The sequence below is a fragment of the Mycobacterium asiaticum genome (assembly GCF_001673365.1).
Classification (GTDB): domain Bacteria; phylum Actinomycetota; class Actinomycetes; order Mycobacteriales; family Mycobacteriaceae; genus Mycobacterium; species Mycobacterium asiaticum_A.
Genome location: NZ_LZLS01000198.1, coordinates 27506 through 42694 on the forward strand (window position 1 = coordinate 27506; position 15189 = coordinate 42694).

At 66.4% G+C, this 15189-nt stretch carries 15 protein-coding genes; 11 read left to right on the plus strand and 4 right to left on the minus strand.

Annotated elements, in window-relative coordinates; genetic code table 11:
- The first annotated feature begins 106 nt into the window (after positions 1–106).
- Positions 107–2647 (plus strand): DNA translocase FtsK, encoded by a 2541-nt coding sequence (locus tag A5634_RS23205; protein WP_065146380.1) that lies wholly within the window; start codon positions 107–109, stop codon positions 2645–2647.
- Positions 2648–2736: 89 nt separating this feature from the next.
- Here A5634_RS23205 and A5634_RS23210 read toward each other — a convergent pair whose 3' ends face one another.
- On the minus strand, positions 2737–3261 hold the full coding sequence (locus A5634_RS23210; RefSeq protein ID WP_065146381.1) for an amino-acid N-acetyltransferase: 525 nt from the start codon (positions 3259–3261) through the stop codon (positions 2737–2739).
- Positions 3262–3320: 59 nt separating this feature from the next.
- Between A5634_RS23210 and pgsA the strand changes: the two genes are divergently transcribed.
- The 4 genes from pgsA (at position 3321) to pspM (ending at position 6126) form a co-directional block, all read left to right on the plus strand.
- Positions 3321–3917 carry a CDP-diacylglycerol--glycerol-3-phosphate 3-phosphatidyltransferase gene (gene pgsA / locus A5634_RS23215; RefSeq protein WP_081290611.1) on the plus strand — a complete coding sequence of 199 codons (597 nt, stop codon included), beginning with the start codon at positions 3321–3323 and terminating at the stop codon, positions 3915–3917.
- A 95-nt stretch (positions 3918–4012) separates the two neighbouring features.
- Positions 4013–4330, plus strand: a complete 318-nt coding sequence (clgR, locus tag A5634_RS23220) for a transcriptional regulator ClgR (RefSeq protein WP_065146410.1) — start codon at positions 4013–4015, stop codon at positions 4328–4330.
- Positions 4331–4464: 134 nt separating this feature from the next.
- Positions 4465–5286 carry a phage shock protein PspA gene (gene pspA / locus A5634_RS23225; RefSeq protein WP_065146382.1) on the plus strand — a complete coding sequence of 274 codons (822 nt, stop codon included), beginning with the start codon at positions 4465–4467 and terminating at the stop codon, positions 5284–5286.
- Positions 5287–5298: 12 nt separating this feature from the next.
- Positions 5299–6126, plus strand: coding sequence for a phage shock envelope stress response protein PspM (gene pspM, locus A5634_RS23230; RefSeq protein ID WP_065146383.1), 828 nt, complete (start codon positions 5299–5301; stop codon positions 6124–6126).
- A 6-nt stretch (positions 6127–6132) separates the two neighbouring features.
- Here the strand turns inward: pspM and A5634_RS23235 are convergent, their stop codons facing one another.
- Positions 6133–6567, minus strand: a complete 435-nt coding sequence (locus A5634_RS23235) for a limonene-1,2-epoxide hydrolase family protein (protein ID WP_065146384.1) — start codon at positions 6565–6567, stop codon at positions 6133–6135.
- Positions 6568–6610: 43 nt separating this feature from the next.
- Here A5634_RS23235 and A5634_RS23240 point away from each other — a divergent pair, with 43 nt between their 5' ends.
- Positions 6611–7777: a glycosyltransferase gene (locus A5634_RS23240; protein WP_065146385.1), complete on the plus strand. Its 1167-nt coding sequence runs from the start codon at positions 6611–6613 to the stop codon at positions 7775–7777.
- 22 nt (positions 7778–7799) lie between these two features.
- Positions 7800–7994: a DUF3046 domain-containing protein gene (locus A5634_RS23245; protein WP_437340007.1), complete on the plus strand. Its 195-nt coding sequence runs from the start codon at positions 7800–7802 to the stop codon at positions 7992–7994.
- A 72-nt stretch (positions 7995–8066) separates the two neighbouring features.
- Here A5634_RS23245 and A5634_RS23250 read toward each other — a convergent pair whose 3' ends face one another.
- On the minus strand, positions 8067–8714 hold the full coding sequence (locus tag A5634_RS23250; RefSeq protein ID WP_253861841.1) for a (2Fe-2S)-binding protein: 648 nt from the start codon (positions 8712–8714) through the stop codon (positions 8067–8069).
- A gap of 159 nt (positions 8715–8873) precedes the next feature.
- Between A5634_RS23250 and recA the strand changes: the two genes are divergently transcribed.
- From recA to A5634_RS23270, 4 genes are read left to right on the plus strand one after another with little or no spacing between them, the layout of a single operon-like run.
- Positions 8874–11003 carry an intein-containing recombinase RecA gene (recA, locus tag A5634_RS23255; protein ID WP_065146387.1) on the plus strand — a complete coding sequence of 710 codons (2130 nt, stop codon included), beginning with the start codon at positions 8874–8876 and terminating at the stop codon, positions 11001–11003.
- Positions 10972–11493 (plus strand): recombination regulator RecX, encoded by a 522-nt coding sequence (gene recX / locus A5634_RS23260; RefSeq protein ID WP_065146388.1) that lies wholly within the window; start codon positions 10972–10974, stop codon positions 11491–11493. Before recA ends, recX begins: the two co-directional genes overlap by 32 nt.
- Positions 11494–11525: 32 nt before the next feature.
- Complete coding sequence (gene miaB, locus A5634_RS23265; RefSeq protein ID WP_065146389.1) at positions 11526–13064, plus strand: tRNA (N6-isopentenyl adenosine(37)-C2)-methylthiotransferase MiaB; 1539 nt, start codon at positions 11526–11528, stop codon at positions 13062–13064.
- A 4-nt stretch (positions 13065–13068) separates the two neighbouring features.
- Entirely contained in the window at positions 13069–13716 is a 648-nt protein-coding gene (locus A5634_RS23270; protein ID WP_065146390.1) for an Rv2732c family membrane protein, read from the plus strand.
- Here A5634_RS23270 and A5634_RS23275 read toward each other — a convergent pair.
- Complete coding sequence (locus tag A5634_RS23275; protein WP_437340008.1) at positions 13713–15077, minus strand: DUF349 domain-containing protein; 1365 nt, start codon at positions 15075–15077, stop codon at positions 13713–13715. The genes A5634_RS23270 and A5634_RS23275 overlap by 4 nt on opposite strands.
- Positions 15078–15189 lie beyond the last annotated feature (112 nt).

The following is a 15189-nucleotide window of genomic DNA, read 5'->3' on the forward strand; positions in this document are numbered from 1 at the left end:
ACCCTACCCACGCCGCCAGGTAACGAACCGAGCACGTCGCGGATACCGCCCCGTTACCAGTGTGGCGGGTGGTGCAGATGTTGTTGTTGCGACTACGCTTGCGGGCATGGCCAGTAAGACCGCAGCCCGCTCCGGAACCCGAACGAGCAGGTCTCGGCAGCCCTCGAAGTCCACTCCGCGGGCCAGCTCCGGAGCTGGGCGAACTTCTCGGGCGCCCAGAAAGCCGGCGAGCAGGCCCGTCAAGCGAGTAAGCAGGCCGGCGAAACGGCGCAACCAATCACTGCTCATGTCGGCCGGCGTCGCGTGCGGTCGGGCCGCCCGCGCCACCTGGATGATGGCCGCAAAGGGGACCGGCGGCGCGGCACGTTCCATCGGCCAAGCACGGCACATCGAGCCGGGCCATCGTCGCGACGGCATCGCGCTGGTACTGCTCGGCGTGGCCGTAATCATCGCCGCGAGTTCGTGGTTCGACGCCGCCCGGCCCGTCGGCGCGTGGGTGGACGCGGGTCTGCGGATGTTCGTCGGGTCGGCGGTGGTACTGCTGCCGCTGATCGCTGCCGCCGTGGCAATAGTGCTGATGCGTACCGAACCCAACCCCGACGCGCGACCGCGTCTGATCCTCGGGTCCAGCCTGATCGCGCTGTCCTTCCTCGGTCTGCGGCACCTGTGGGCGGGCTCGCCCGAAGACCCCGAATTGCGCCGACGGGCAGCCGGATTCGTCGGCTTCGCCATCGGAGGTCCGCTCTCGGATGGATTGACCGCGTGGATCGCCGCTCCGCTTCTGTTCATCTGCGGGCTGTTCGGCTTGCTGCTGCTTGCCGGCATCACCATCCGCGAGGTGCCCGACGCCTTGCGCAGCATGTTCGGCACCCGAATCTTCGGGGGCGATTACGAGTACGAAGACGAAGACCCCCGAGACTTTGCGGGCGACGACGCAGACACCGTGGAAGTCGCTCCGGCCGAAGACTTTTCGGACGGCTACTACGACGAGCCGCGCTCCGACGAGGAATTGCGCGCCTGGCCGTCGGCGCAGACGCCCGACGAACCACTCGCCGACGAGACGCCGACCATTCCGGAGCCGCGGTCCCGCAAACGCAGCCCGAAAGCTGAGAAGCGGGACACCCAGGTGTTGGACCGCGTCGTCGAAGGCCCCTATACGCTGCCGCCGCTGGATCTGCTGGTCGCCGGCGATCCGCCCAAGAAGCGCAGCGCCGCCAATACGCACATGGCCGGCGCCATCGGGGAAGTGCTGACCCAGTTCAAGGTCGACGCGGCCGTCACCGGCTGCACCCGCGGGCCCACCGTCACCCGCTACGAGGTCGAGTTGGGTCCCGGCGTCAAGGTGGAAAAGATCACCGCGCTGCAAAAGAACATCGCCTACGCAGTTGCCACCGAGAGCGTCCGGATGCTGGCGCCGATCCCCGGCAAATCCGCGGTCGGCATCGAGGTGCCCAACACCGACCGCGAAATGGTGCGCCTGGCCGACGTGCTCACCGCGCCGTCGACCCGACGCGACCATCACCCGCTGGTCATCGGGCTCGGCAAGGACATCGAGGGCGACTTCATCTCGGCCAACCTGGCCAAGATGCCGCACCTGCTGGTCGCCGGCTCCACCGGTTCGGGCAAGTCCAGCTTCGTCAACTCGATGTTGGTGTCGCTGTTGACCCGGGCCACCCCGGAAGAGGTCAGGATGATCCTGATCGACCCGAAGATGGTGGAACTGACGCCCTATGAAGGCATTCCGCACCTGATCACACCGATCATCACCCAACCGAAGAAGGCCGCGGCGGCGCTGGCCTGGCTGGTTGAGGAGATGGAGCAGCGCTACCAGGACATGCAGGCGTCCCGGGTGCGTCACATCGACGACTTCAACGAAAAGGTGAGATCCGGTGCTATTACCGCGCCGCTGGGTAGCCAGCGGGTGTACCGGCCCTACCCATACGTCCTGGCGATTGTCGACGAGCTGGCCGACCTGATGATGACCGCGCCGCGCGACGTCGAGGACGCCATCGTGCGGATCACCCAGAAGGCCCGCGCGGCCGGCATCCACCTGGTGCTGGCCACTCAGCGCCCGTCCGTCGACGTCGTCACCGGCCTGATCAAGACGAACGTGCCGTCGCGCCTGGCGTTCGCCACATCGTCGCTGACCGACAGCCGGGTCATCCTGGATCAGGCCGGCGCGGAGAAGCTGATCGGCATGGGAGACGGGCTGTTCCTACCGATGGGCGCGGGCAAGCCGATCCGGTTACAGGGCGCCTACATCACCGACGAGGAGATCCAGGCCGTCGTCGCCGCCTGCAAGAACCAGGCCGAACCCGAGTACACCGAGGGCGTCACCACCGCCAAGCAGACTGGCGAGCGCACCGACGTCGACCCGGACATCGGTGACGACATGGACGTCTTCCTGCAGGCCGTGGAGCTGGTGGTGTCCAGCCAGTTCGGCTCGACCTCGATGCTGCAGCGCAAGCTGCGCGTCGGGTTCGCCAAGGCCGGCCGGCTGATGGATCTGATGGAGACCCGCAACATCGTCGGGCCGTCCGAGGGATCCAAGGCCCGCGAGGTGCTGGTCAAGCCGGACGAGCTGGCCGGCACGCTGGCGTTGATCCGTGGCGGCGCCAACGCCGACGGTGGCGACCCGGACGAGTAAGGCCGAGCAGACGCAGAATCGCACTGAAACGTGCCGTTTCGTGCGATTCTGCGTCTGCTGGCGAGCGGGAGGTGCCCCAGCTGGCGCAGTTACAGCACCAGCAGCATGCGGGAGTTGCCCAGAATGTTGGGTTTGACGTAGCTCAGGTCCAGGAACTCGGCGACACCGATGTCATAAGAGCGGCACATCTCCTCGAACACCTCGGCGGTGACGGGTGTGCCCTCGATCTCGGTGAACCCGAGCTTGCCGAAGAACTCCGTTTCGAAGGTCAACACGAACAGCCGCTCGAGCTGCAGTTCACGCGCGACCTCGAGCAGGCGATGGACGATCGCGTGGCCGATACCGTGCCCGGTCAGCGCCGGATCAACGGCCACCGTGCGGATCTCGCCGAGATCCGACCACAACACGTGCAATGCACCGCAACCGACGACCTTTCCGTCGCCGTCCGGGTGTTCAGCCACCCAGAATTCCTGGACGGCCTCATAGAGCGTGACGAGATTTTTTTCCAGCAGGATCTTTCCGGCATAGGTGTCGACGAGATGCTTGATCGCCGGAACATCCGACGTTCGCGCCCGCCGAACCACCGGCCGGGAATCGGGTGGACTTTCGGTCACGCCGAAAACACTATCGACGTCGCGCTCCACATGAGCTGGCCAGCCGTTATTCTGTTGCCGTGTCGGGGCAACCGCAGACGGGGCAGGCATCGGGCCAAGCCCGCATTGCCAACCTGGCGAACATCCTCACGCTGCTGCGACTCGTGCTCGTCCCGATCTTCTTGTATGCCCTGTTCTACGGCGACGGTCATCACACCGTCGCACGGATCGTGGCCTGGGCGATCTTCGCCGCCGCCTGCATCACCGATCGGTTCGACGGGCAGCTGGCGCGCAACTACGGCATGGCAACCGAATTCGGCGCATTCATCGATCCGATCGCCGATAAAACCCTGATCGGCGCGGCGCTGATCGGCCTGTCCATGCTGGGCGACCTGCCGTGGTGGGTCACCGTGTTGATCATGGCCCGTGAACTCGCGATCACCGTGTTGCGGCTGGCTGTGATCCGCCGCGGCGTCATCCCGGCCAGCTGGGGCGGCAAGCTCAAGACCCTGGTCCAGGCGGTGGCGATCGGATTGTTCGTGTTACCGCTATCCGGCTTCCTGCACACGGTTGCGGAGGTCGTGATGGGCCTGGCCATCCTGCTCACCGTCGTCACCGGGATCGACTACGTGGCGTCGACCGTTCGTGAAGTCCGGCACGCAAAGCGCGCAGCTTAGATCCAGCGGGAACCATCTCAGACACCGCTTGCGTTGACCTAAAGACCCATGCTTTGTGGGCTGCGATCGGACTTGAAGACGTGAAGGAGAGCACGATGGCGTCACTGCTGCGTGAAGTCGTTGGCGACGTGCTGCGGGGGGCCCGGACAGCGCAGGGCCGTACGCTGCGCGAGGTGTCCGATTCGGCGCGGGTGAGCCTCGGGTATCTGTCAGAAGTTGAGCGCGGCCGCAAGGAAGCTTCCAGCGAGCTGCTCACCTCGATTTGCAGCGCGTTGGAGGTGCCGCTGTCGCAGGTACTCATCGATGCCGGGGAGCGGATGGCGCGCGAGGAGCGCGTGGCGCGCAGCGCACCGAGTATCGACGTGAGCACCAAGGTTGTCATTCCGCCGGTGGCCTCGTTGGCGGTGGCTTGAGTGCGGCGGCCGGACCCGTACCCATCAGATATGCACCATGGGTGCGGTGAGCGCAGCTGACCCACTAAATTGAGCTGCAGGGTATGCATGCGGCCCATCCGGTAGATGACAAGAAGCGAAGGCGGAGCTAACTGATGGCCAATCCGTTCGTCAAAGCGTGGAAGTACCTGATGGCGCTGTTCAACTCCAAGATTGACGAGCACGCCGACCCCAAAGTCCAGATTCAGCAGGCCATCGAGGAAGCGCAGCGCACCCACCAGGCGCTGACCCAGCAGGCCGCGCAGGTGATCGGCAACCAGCGTCAGCTGGAGATGCGGCTAAACCGGCAGCTCGCCGACATCGAGAAGCTGCAGGTCAACGTTCGTCAGGCGCTGACCCTGGCCGACCAGGCCGTCGCCAACGGCGATGCCGCCAAAGCGACCGAGTACAACAATGCCGCCGAGGCGTTCGCCGCCCAGTTGGTCACCGCCGAGCAGAGCGTCGAAGACCTCAAAACCTTGCACGATCAGGCTCTGCAGGCGGCGGGTCAAGCTAAGAAGGCTGTCGAACGCAACGCGATGGTGCTGCAGCAGAAGATCGCCGAGCGCACCAAACTGCTCAGCCAGCTCGAGCAGGCCAAGATGCAGGAGCAGGTCAGCGCGTCGCTGCGGTCGATGAGCGAGCTGGCCGCCCCCGGCAACACGCCCAGCCTCGACGAGGTGCGGGACAAGATCGAACGCCGTTACGCCAACGCGATCGGTTCGGCAGAACTCGCGCAGAGCTCGGTGCAGGGCCGCATGCTCGAGGTCGAGCAGGCCGGCGTCCAGATGGCCGGGCATTCCCGGCTGGAGCAGATTCGCGCCTCGATGCGCGGCGACGCGCTACCGGCCGGCGGCGCGGCACAGCCCGGGACCGCGCCGGCCAGACCTGCCACCGAGTCCGGCGGGGCGAATCTCGAGAAACCGTTCGGGCAGTAGCGGGGCAATCTGATGGCGGTTCGATCGAAGCAGCGCGGGGTGCGGCGCGGGTGGCTGCAGCGTGGCTTCGACACCGTCGTCGATCTGGCCGGCTTGATCGCCGAGAAGATCAGCGCGGTCACCGATCCTCGTGCCCGGCAGCTACGGCGCCGCCGTCGTGCGCTGCGGTGGGCCTGGATCTTCAGTATCGGTGTGGTCTTCTGGGGCCTGGTGACGGCGATTCTGGCGGCGTGGGGGTGGTTTGCGCTGCTCTTGCAGATCACCGGCGCCGTCGCGGTCGTGATGGTGATCCCGGCGACGCTGTTGTTCTTCCGGTACTACTGGCTGAAATCTGAACCGCTGCCCACCCAGCGACCGACCTCCATTCGGCGACTCCCACCGGCCGGTTCGGCCGCCCGCCCGGCCATGTACGCGCTCGGTGCTTCCGAACGTGGCTTTTTCTCCTTGCTGGGCGTGCTGGAGCGCGGGTCGATGTTGCCGGCCGACGAGATCAGCGACCTGACCGACGCCGCCAAGCGGACATCGGCGGCAATGGCGGCCACCGCGGCCGAAGTGGTGTCGATGGAACGGGCCGCGCACTCGGCGGAATCGTCGCGCGACTATCTGGTTCCGACTATCAACGCCTACACCGCGCAGCTAGGTGCCGGCGTTCGGCAGTACAACGAAATGGTTACCGCGGCAGCGCACTTGGTTTCCTCGGCGAGCGGGGAAGGCGCGGGCAGTAGTGTCCCGGTGCTCACCCAGCAGCGCTATCGCGACGAACTCGTCGACGCCACCGACCGTCTGGCCGGTTGGGCGCAGGCTTTCGACGAACTCGGCGGGTTGCGGAAAGTCCAGTAAGGCCGGCTAGAGAGTTGCCCGCAGCGACGGGATGACGATTCCGGCCACGCCGCGCACGATCGCCTTGAGGAAGTCGTAGCTGTCGAAGTAGTCGCGCCACAGCGTGATTCGCCCGTCGCGCAACTCGAAGATCCCGCAGACCCAGAACTGCAACCGCAGCGGTCCGAAAATCAACGCGTCGGTGCGCTCGGTGAGCACTGCATCCCCGTCGGAGGCCACGCGATGGAACTTGACCTCGAATCCGATCCGCCCCTGCATTTTGCGGAACAGCTTGCCGACCTTGCGGCCACCGCGGATTCTCGAGTATCCGACGTTTTCGTAGACCAGGTCATCGGCCAATGCCGCGTCGGCAGTCTCGAAATCCTCGTCCTGCAGTGCATACAGGAACCCCTCGACCGTGCGGATGTTGTCATCGGTTGTCCTCTGAGTCAGCTCAGTCATGGTTGCCAGCCTAGGCGAGCACGGTTGTGGCAGGGTAGGGCCGATGCGCGTCGCCGTGGTAGCCGGGCCGGACCCCGGGCATTCGTTTCCCGCAATCGCGCTGTGTCAATGCTTTTCAGCTGCCGGCGACACGCCGACCTTGTTCACCGGCGTGGAATGGCTGGATTCCGCCCGCGACGTGGGCGTCGAGGCCGTCGAACTGGACGGGCTCAAAGCCACCGACGAGGACGTCGACGCCGGCGCCCGAATTCACCGCAGAGCCGCACGGATGGCCGTGCTCATCGCCCCCGCCCTGCGTGAGCTCGAACCGGATCTGGTGGTCTCTGATGTCATCACCGCCGGGGGCGGCATGGCCGCGGAGGTGCTCGGCATCCCTTGGGTCGAGCTCTGCCCGCACCCGCTCTATTTGCCGTCGAGAGGGCTGCCGCCGATCGGCAGCGGCCTGGCGCCGGGCGTCGGTGTGCGCGGCAGGCTGCGCGACACCGTGATGCGCGCGCTGACCGCGCGGTCCGTGCGCGCGGGCGCTCGGCAGCGCGCCGCGGTCCGCGTCGAGATCGGTCTGCCGGCGCGCGATCCGGGGCCGGTGCGGCGGCTGATCGCGACGCTGCCGGCGTTGGAGGTAGCGCGACCGGATTGGCCCGACGAGGCCGTCGTGGTCGGCCCGTTGCATTTCGAGCCGACCGATCGGGTGCTCGATGTCCCGCCGGGGCCAGGGCCGGTGGTCGTGGTCGCGCCGTCCACCGCACACACCGGCACCGAGGGGCTGGCCGAACTCGCGCTGGCCTGCCTGAAGCCGGACGACACCCTGCCGGCGGGTGCGCGCTTGGTGGTGTCGCGGCTGGGCGGCGAGGATCTGACCGTGCCGCCGTGGGCGGTGGTGGGTTTGGGGCGCCAAGACGACCTGTTGACGCACGCCGATCTGGTGATAGCCGGGGGTGGTCACGGAATGGTGGCCAAGACCTTGCTGGCCGGCGTGCCGATGGTGGTGGTGCCCGGCGGCGGCGATCAGTGGGAGATGGCCAACCGAGTGGTGAGGCAAGGCAGCGGACGATTGATTCGTCCGTTGACGGGCGAGGCGCTGGTCGCGGAGGTTACCGAGGTGCTCTCGTCGCCGAGGTATCGACAGGCCGCCCAACGTGCCGCCGCGAGCATCGCCGACGTCGCCGATCCGGTGCGGGTATGCCACGAAGCAATTGCTTTAGCGGGCTGAGGAGCTGGGTATGTTGGCTGGCGTGCGGCTGACGGAATTCAACGAGCGGGTGGTGTTGCGGTTCGGCGCTGCCTATGGATCGTCGGTGCTGGTAGACCACGTGTTGAGCGGATTCGACGGCCGTACCGCCGCTCAGGCCATCGAGGCCGGCGTCGAGCCCCGTGATGTGTGGCGGGCGCTGTGTGCCGACTTCGACGTGCCGCGCGATCAGTGGTGAGCGTTCGTTGATTCTGCGCTGAGGGCGCGAACTACTCGGACAAAGGCGCCACCAGCGCAGAGTCAATGCGCGCTACAGCGGGCAGTCCCCGCATTTACCGCCACCCTGAATGCGGTAGTAGAGGCAGCAACTGTTGCGCGTGAAGCCCAAGTCGGGGCCGATGACAGTGCCGCTGCCGGCAAGTTCGCCCGTCTCGAGTAGGCCGGTCGTGAGGCGCGTGATCGGCTCGCGCAAGTCGGGACGGGCCGCAAGCAGCATGCGTGCCGAACCGGTCAGCGCGGACGCGATATTTCCGTAGAGCAGACCCGGTGCCAGGCGGGCGCGCAGGCCGGCGGCGAACGGTTCCATCTGCTCTTGCACGACGACGCGATACAGCAACTCGGGGGAGGGCGAGGCGCGTTGCCCGAGGGGTTCGGGTAGACGCAGTTGCGCGCCGTTGTCGGCGCGCTGCAGGTCGGTCAGGTCGGGGATGACGCCGTGGGCCAGCACGCAGGCCAGCACGGGCGACCACAGTCGGGCGGCGTGGCCGAGGTGTACCAGTGAGGCGCCGATGCGCCACTCGGCGGTGTGGTAGCGGTCGAGCGTGGCGGCGATGAGATCGGCGTAGCCGGCGGTGTAGGACGCGCCGACGGGGTGCCATCGGGCCGGGTCACCGCCCACGGTCACGTCGAAAAACCCGCCGTAGCTGGCAACTTCGGCGAGCTCTGCGGAGATGTCAATCCGGATATGTTGCCACACCCGGCGTGTCTGGCTTGAGTCGAACAGGTGTTCGGCTACTGTGGTGATCATTCGGAAATCTCGACTTGTCAGTGGCCTTCTCTAGTGTCACGGCCAACCGACCAATACAGGTCACCGAACACCGACTACAGGAGAGGCATCATGGCTCAAGCCCCCGACCGCGAGAAGGCTCTCGAACTGGCAATGGCCCAGATCGAGAAGAGTTATGGCAAGGGCTCGGTGATGCGCCTCGGAGACGAGGTGCGTCAGCCGATTTCAGTTATCCCGACCGGGTCCATCGCGCTGGATGTCGCGCTGGGCATCGGCGGTTTGCCGCGAGGCCGGGTCATCGAGATCTACGGGCCAGAGTCCTCGGGTAAGACCACCGTGGCATTGCACGCGGTGGCCAATGCCCAGGCCGCCGGCGGGGTAGCGGCGTTCATCGACGCCGAGCACGCGCTGGATCCGGATTACGCCAGGAAGCTCGGTGTCGACACCGATTCGCTGCTGGTGAGCCAACCGGACACCGGGGAGCAGGCACTCGAGATCGCCGACATGCTGATCCGCTCGGGTGCACTCGACATCGTGGTCATCGACTCGGTGGCCGCGCTGGTGCCGCGTGCGGAACTCGAAGGCGAGATGGGCGACAGCCACGTCGGCCTGCAGGCCCGGTTGATGAGCCAGGCGCTGCGGAAAATGACTGGGGCGCTGAACAATTCGGGAACCACGGCGATCTTCATCAACCAGCTGCGGGAGAAGATCGGTGTGATGTTCGGGTGCATGAATTACGCCACCCGAGTGACCTTGGCGGACGGCAGCACCGAGAAGATCGGCAAGATCGTCAACAACAAGATGGACGTCGAGGTTCTGTCCTATGACCCGATAACCGACAAGGTCATGCCGCGCAAGGTAGTCAACTGGTTCAACAACGGCCCGGCAGAACAGTTTCTGCAGTTCACCGTTGAAAAGTCCGGTGGCAACGGCAAGTCGCAATTCGCCGCCACTCCTAACCACCTAATCCGCACGCCCGGAGGCTGGATTGAAGCTGGAGACCTCAACACCGGAGACCGGGTGATGGCTGCCGAACCCCGTCTGCTCAGCGACCAGCAGTTCCAGGTTGTGTTGGGATCGTTGATGGGTGACGGGAATCTCTCGCCCAACCCGCGCGGACGCAATGGTGTCCGGTTCCGGTTGGGGCACGGTGCCAAGCAGCTGGACTACCTGCGCTGGAAGACCGCATTGATGGGCAACATCGCGCACACCGTCAGGGAGAACAAAAAGGGCGCGAGCTTCGTTGACTTCACGCCCCTGCCAGAACTCGCCGAGCTGCGCCGAGCGGTGTACCTCGGGGATGGGAAAAAGTTCCTCTCCGAGGAGTACCTCAAAGCGTTGACGCCGCTGGCCCTGGCCATCTGGTACATGGATGACGGCTCATTCAGCTTGCGCTCCAAGGGATTGCAGGAGCGTACCGCTGGTGGTAGCGGACGCATCGAGATCTGTGTCGAGGCTATGACTGAAGGTACTAGGGCGCGGTTGAGCGACTATCTGCGTGACACGCACGGCATGGATGTGAAACTGCGCACCGCCGGCTCGGCCGGAAAAGCGGTGTTGGTCTTTTCGACAGCCTCATCGGCCAGGTTCCAGGAGCTGGTGGCGCCCTACATGGCGCCCTCCATGGAGTACAAGTTGCTGCCCCGATTCCGTGGCCACGGCAACGTTCGAACGGAGTTTGTCGAACCGACGGAGGCGCTGGTGCCGGCGCGAATCCTCGATGTGCACGTCAAATCGCATACTCGTTCGATGAACCGCTTCGACATCGAAGTCGAAGGTAATCACAACTATTTCGTTGACGGTGTAATGGTGCACAACTCGCCCGAGACGACAACCGGTGGCAAGGCCCTGAAGTTCTACGCGTCGGTGCGCATGGATGTGCGGCGGATCGAGACGCTCAAGGACGGCACCAACGCGGTCGGCAACCGCACCCGGGTCAAGATCGTCAAGAACAAGGTGTCGCCTCCGTTCAAGCAGGCCGAGTTCGACATCCTCTATGGCAAGGGCATCAGCCGGGAAGGCTCGCTCATCGACATGGGTGTGGATCAGGGCTTCATCCGCAAGTCCGGCTCCTGGTTCACCTATGAGGGCGAGCAGCTCGGGCAGGGCAAGGAGAACGCGCGTAACTTCCTGCTCGAGAACGGCGAGGTGGCCAACGAGATCGAAAAGAAGATCAAGGAAAAGCTCGGCATTGGTGCAGTGGTGACCGATGACGTCTTGCCCGCCCCCGTCGACTTCTGAGTCTGCTCGTCGCGAGGAGCAGGCGCGGGCGTTGTGCCTGCGCCTGCTCACCGCGCGAGCGCGGACCAGGGCCGAGTTAGCCGGTCAGCTGACCAGAAAGGGCTACCCCGAGGACGTCAGCAACCGCGTACTGGATCGGCTGGCCGCCGTTGGTTTGGTGGACGACACCGACTTCGCCGAACAGTGGGTGCGGTCCCGGCGCGCGAACGCCGGAAAGAGCAAACGCGCGCTGGCCGCCGAGCTGCACACCAAGGGTGTGGGCAACGACGTGATCACCTCGGTACTGGCCGGCATCGACGCCGGTGCCGAGCGAGACCGCGCCGAGGCGTTGATCCGGACCAGGCTGCGGCGGGAGGTGCTCACCGGGGACGACACGAAGGTGACTCGACGGCTGATTGGGATGCTGGCCCGCCGCGGGTACAGCCAGACGGTGGCCGCCGAAGTGGTCATCGCCGAGTTGGCCGCCGAACGGGAGCGCCGCCGAGTCTGACCCGATGCCAGAGTCGCCAGTACCATGGCCCCGTGACTTCGACGGTGGCGCCAGGGGGCCAGGCGGTGGGTGAGATACCTGCCGCGTCCGCGCGCACCTACCAGGTCCGCACCTACGGCTGCCAGATGAACGTCCACGATTCCGAACGGCTCGCGGGCCTGCTCGAGGCCGCCGGTTATCGCCGGGCGGAGGACGGAACCGACGCCGACATCGTCGTTTTCAACACTTGCGCGGTACGGGAAAACGCCGACAACAAGCTCTACGGCAACCTCAGCCACCTGGCGCCGCGCAAGCGCAGCAATCCCAACATGCAGATTGCGGTCGGCGGTTGCCTGGCCCAAAAGGACCGTGACACCGTGCTGCGCAAGGCGCCCTGGGTGGACGTGGTTTTCGGCACCCACAACATCGGGTCGCTACCCACGCTGCTGGAGCGGGCGCGGCACAACAACGAAGCGCAGGTCGAGATTGCCGAGGCTCTGCAGGAGTTCCCGTCGTCGCTGCCGAGTGCCCGCGAATCAGCTTATGCCGCTTGGGTATCCATCTCCGTCGGCTGCAACAACAGCTGCACGTTCTGCATAGTTCCGTCGCTGCGCGGCAAGGAGGTTGACCGCAATCCGGCCGACATCCTGGCCGAGGTCCAAACGCTGGTCGACAGCGGTGTGCTCGAAGTCACCTTGCTGGGGCAGAACGTCAACGCCTACGGCGTCTCGTTCGCCGATCCGTCGACGCCTCGGAACCGAGGCGCCTTCGCCGAGTTGCTGCGCGCTTGCGGCGAGGTCGACGGTCTGGAACGGGTCCGGTTCACTTCCCCGCATCCGGCCGAATTCACCGACGACGTGATCGAGGCGATGGCGCAGACCACCAACGTCTGCCCCGCCCTGCACATGCCGTTGCAGTCCGGGTCGGACCGCATCCTGCGGGCCATGCGGCGCTCTTATCGCGCGGAGCGCTACCTGGGCATCATCGAACGCGTGAGGGCGGCTATGCCGCACGCCGCCATCACCACCGACCTGATCGTGGGCTTTCCTGGCGAGACCGAAGCGGACTTCGCGGCCACCCTCGACGTGGTGGCCCAAGCCAGGTTCGCGGCCGCGTTCACCTTCCAGTACTCGCAGCGGCCCGGCACCCCGGCCGCCGATCTGCCCGATCAACTGCCCAAAGCCGTCGTGCAGGAACGCTATGAGCGGCTGGTGGCATTGCAGGAAAAGATCTCCCTCGAACACAACAGCGCACTGGTCGGTCAGACCGTCGAGTTGCTCGTCGCCACCGGCGAAGGACGCAAGGATGCGCGGACGGCACGCATGAGCGGTCGCGCGCGAGACGGTCGGCTGGTGCATTTTGCGGCCGGCGAGCAGCTCGTGCGACCCGGCGACATCATCACCACCCGAGTCACCGAGGCCGCGCCGCACCACTTGATCGCCGATGCCGGCATCCTGACCCACCGCCGCACCCGCGCCGGCGACGCGCATGCGGCCGGCCGGCGTCCGAGCGGCGTCGGTCTGGGCATGCCGGGTGTCGGCCTACCGGCCACCCTCGACGTGGTGGCCCAGCCGGCCGGTTGCGGCCGATAAGCGGATGAACGGAGAAGTGCACGTGGCGGAATTCGACGCCTACCGGGCTGAAATCGAGGCGGCAGAACGCCGGGTCGCGCGCGAGATCGAGCCGGGTGCCAGGGCTCTGGTCGTCGCAATTCTGGTCTTTGTGCTGGTCGGATCGTTCGCGCTGCCGCACACCGGCAATGTGCGCGGCTGGGACGTGCTGTTCGGCAGCCACGGTGCCAACCACGCCGGTGTCTTGTTGCCCTCGCAGGTCTTCATCTGGCTGACGCTGGTGTTCAGCGTCGGCTTCTCGATACTGGCCTTGCTGACCCGCCGCTGGGCGGTGGCATGGGTGGCGTTGGCGGGTTCCATGCTGGCCAGCGCCACCGGTCTATTGGCGGTCTGGTCGCGTCAGACCGTGCCCCCCGGTCAACCCGGGCCGGGTATCGGGTTGATAGTCGCGTGGATCACCGTGATTCTGTTGACTTTTCACTGGGCTCGGGTGGTCTGGCAGCGCACCATTGTGCAGTTGGCCGCCGAGGAGGAGCGCCGCCGCGTCGTCGCGCAGGCCCAGTCGCGGACGCTGCTCGACAGCGTGCAACCCGACGCCCCACCGGACCCCCAGACGCGCGAGCCCGAAAACGGCGCACCGCCGCCCGCCGCGACCGGCCCGGAAGACCGCTAAGACCTGCGGGTCAGCGCCTCGGCAGCGGCCTCGGCCCACTGCCGCCACTGCGCGGCGTTGGCCTGGGCTTTCTCGGCGTCCTTGGTCTTGCCGGCCGCCGCGGCCTTGGCGGCTTGCTGTTCGAACTGCTCGGCGCGGGCGCGGAACTGTTCGGCGCGGGCCTGCGCCTGCGGGTCGGCCCAGTCCGATTCGCCTGCTTCGCGGACTTTTTTCTCTACCGCGCGCAGTCGCCGCTCGAGCTCGGCGGACCGTTCCCGCGGCACCTTGCCGATTGCATCCCACTTGTCGGCAATGGTCCGCAACGCGGCCCGTGCGGCGTCGTGGTTGCTGGTGTCGAGCTTCTCGGCCTCGGCGAGCAGCGCTTCTTTGGCGGCAGCGTTAGCCCGGAATTCGGCGTCCTTCTCGGCGGTGGCGGCGTTTCGGGCGGTGAAAAACGTGTCCTGCGCACCCTTGAAACGGCGCCATAGCGCGTCGTCGACGTCCTTGCTGGCGCGCCCGGCTGCCTTCCACTCGGTGAGCAGCTTGCGGAACTCCGCGCTGGTAGCGGTCCAGTCCGTCGAGTCGGACAGCGCCTCGGCGCGCTCACACAGTCGTTCTTTGGATTGGCGCACACCCGACCGCTCCCGGTCGAGTTCGGCGAAATGGGAGCCCCGGCGCCGGTTGAACGTCTCGCGGGCTGCGGAGTAGCGCTTCCACAGGGCGTCGTCGACTTTGCGGTCCAGGCCGGTGATCGTCTTCCACTCGTCCAGGATTGCGCGCAGCCGATCGCCGGCAATCTTCCACTGCGTGGAGCTGGCGGCCAGTTCCTCGGCCTCGGCGGCCAGGGCCTCCTTGCGGGCGGTCTGCGCGGCCCGGTGCTCGTCGCGCCGGGAGCGATGCGCGGTGACATAAACGTCGATGCGGGCCCGGATATCGGACAAGCGGCGAGCGAGCGCGTCGATATCGCCCAGGACGCACGCAGTCGGCAACGTATCGGCCAACGCGCCGGCGTTCGCGTTGATCTTGCGTGGATCCCCGGTTCCCTGAATCAACCGCTCTTCCATCAGGGTCACTTCGGTACTCAGGTCCTCGAAGCGCCTACCGAAATAGGCGAACGCCGCTTCGGCGTCACCCGCTTGCCAGGAGCCGATGACGCGCTCACCGGAAGCGCTGATCAGCCATACCGTCCCGTCGTCGTCGACGCGTCCGAAGCGGTGTGGATCGCTGGGCGGCGGCCCCGGCACCGGGTGTGTGCCGGTTCGGGAGGTCGGCCTTGGGTGAGGCCGGGGCCCCGGGCGGGGACCCGGACTGGCGCCCGGCCGCACCGTAGGCCCCGGGCGTGGTCCGGGCGCCGGTCCCGAGGCGGGAGCCGGTTCAGTCACCGGATCTGCTGCGTCAGTGCGGGTTTCGTCACCCTTCATCGCGCTCGTCACCTATCCCTATGCCGTCGCGCGGTCTACTTCCCGCGCAGCTGCCGCGCGAAGCGGCACCTAG

Coding starts and splice junctions, on each gene's coding strand:
- A5634_RS23205 (WP_065146380.1), top strand. CDS start 107: ATGGCCAGTAAGACCGCAGCCCGCTCCGGAACCCGAACGAGCAGGTCT.
- clgR (WP_065146410.1), top strand. CDS start 4,013: ATGGCGTCACTGCTGCGTGAAGTCGTTGGCGACGTGCTGCGGGGGGCC.
- pspA (WP_065146382.1), top strand. CDS start 4,465: ATGGCCAATCCGTTCGTCAAAGCGTGGAAGTACCTGATGGCGCTGTTC.
- pspM (WP_065146383.1), top strand. CDS start 5,299: ATGGCGGTTCGATCGAAGCAGCGCGGGGTGCGGCGCGGGTGGCTGCAG.
- A5634_RS23235 (WP_065146384.1), bottom strand. CDS start 6,567: ATGACTGAGCTGACTCAGAGGACAACCGATGACAACATCCGCACGGTC.
- A5634_RS23240 (WP_065146385.1), top strand. CDS start 6,611: ATGCGCGTCGCCGTGGTAGCCGGGCCGGACCCCGGGCATTCGTTTCCC.
- recA (WP_065146387.1), top strand. CDS start 8,874: ATGGCTCAAGCCCCCGACCGCGAGAAGGCTCTCGAACTGGCAATGGCC.
- recX (WP_065146388.1), top strand. CDS start 10,972: ATGACGTCTTGCCCGCCCCCGTCGACTTCTGAGTCTGCTCGTCGCGAG.
- A5634_RS23270 (WP_065146390.1), top strand. CDS start 13,069: ATGAACGGAGAAGTGCACGTGGCGGAATTCGACGCCTACCGGGCTGAA.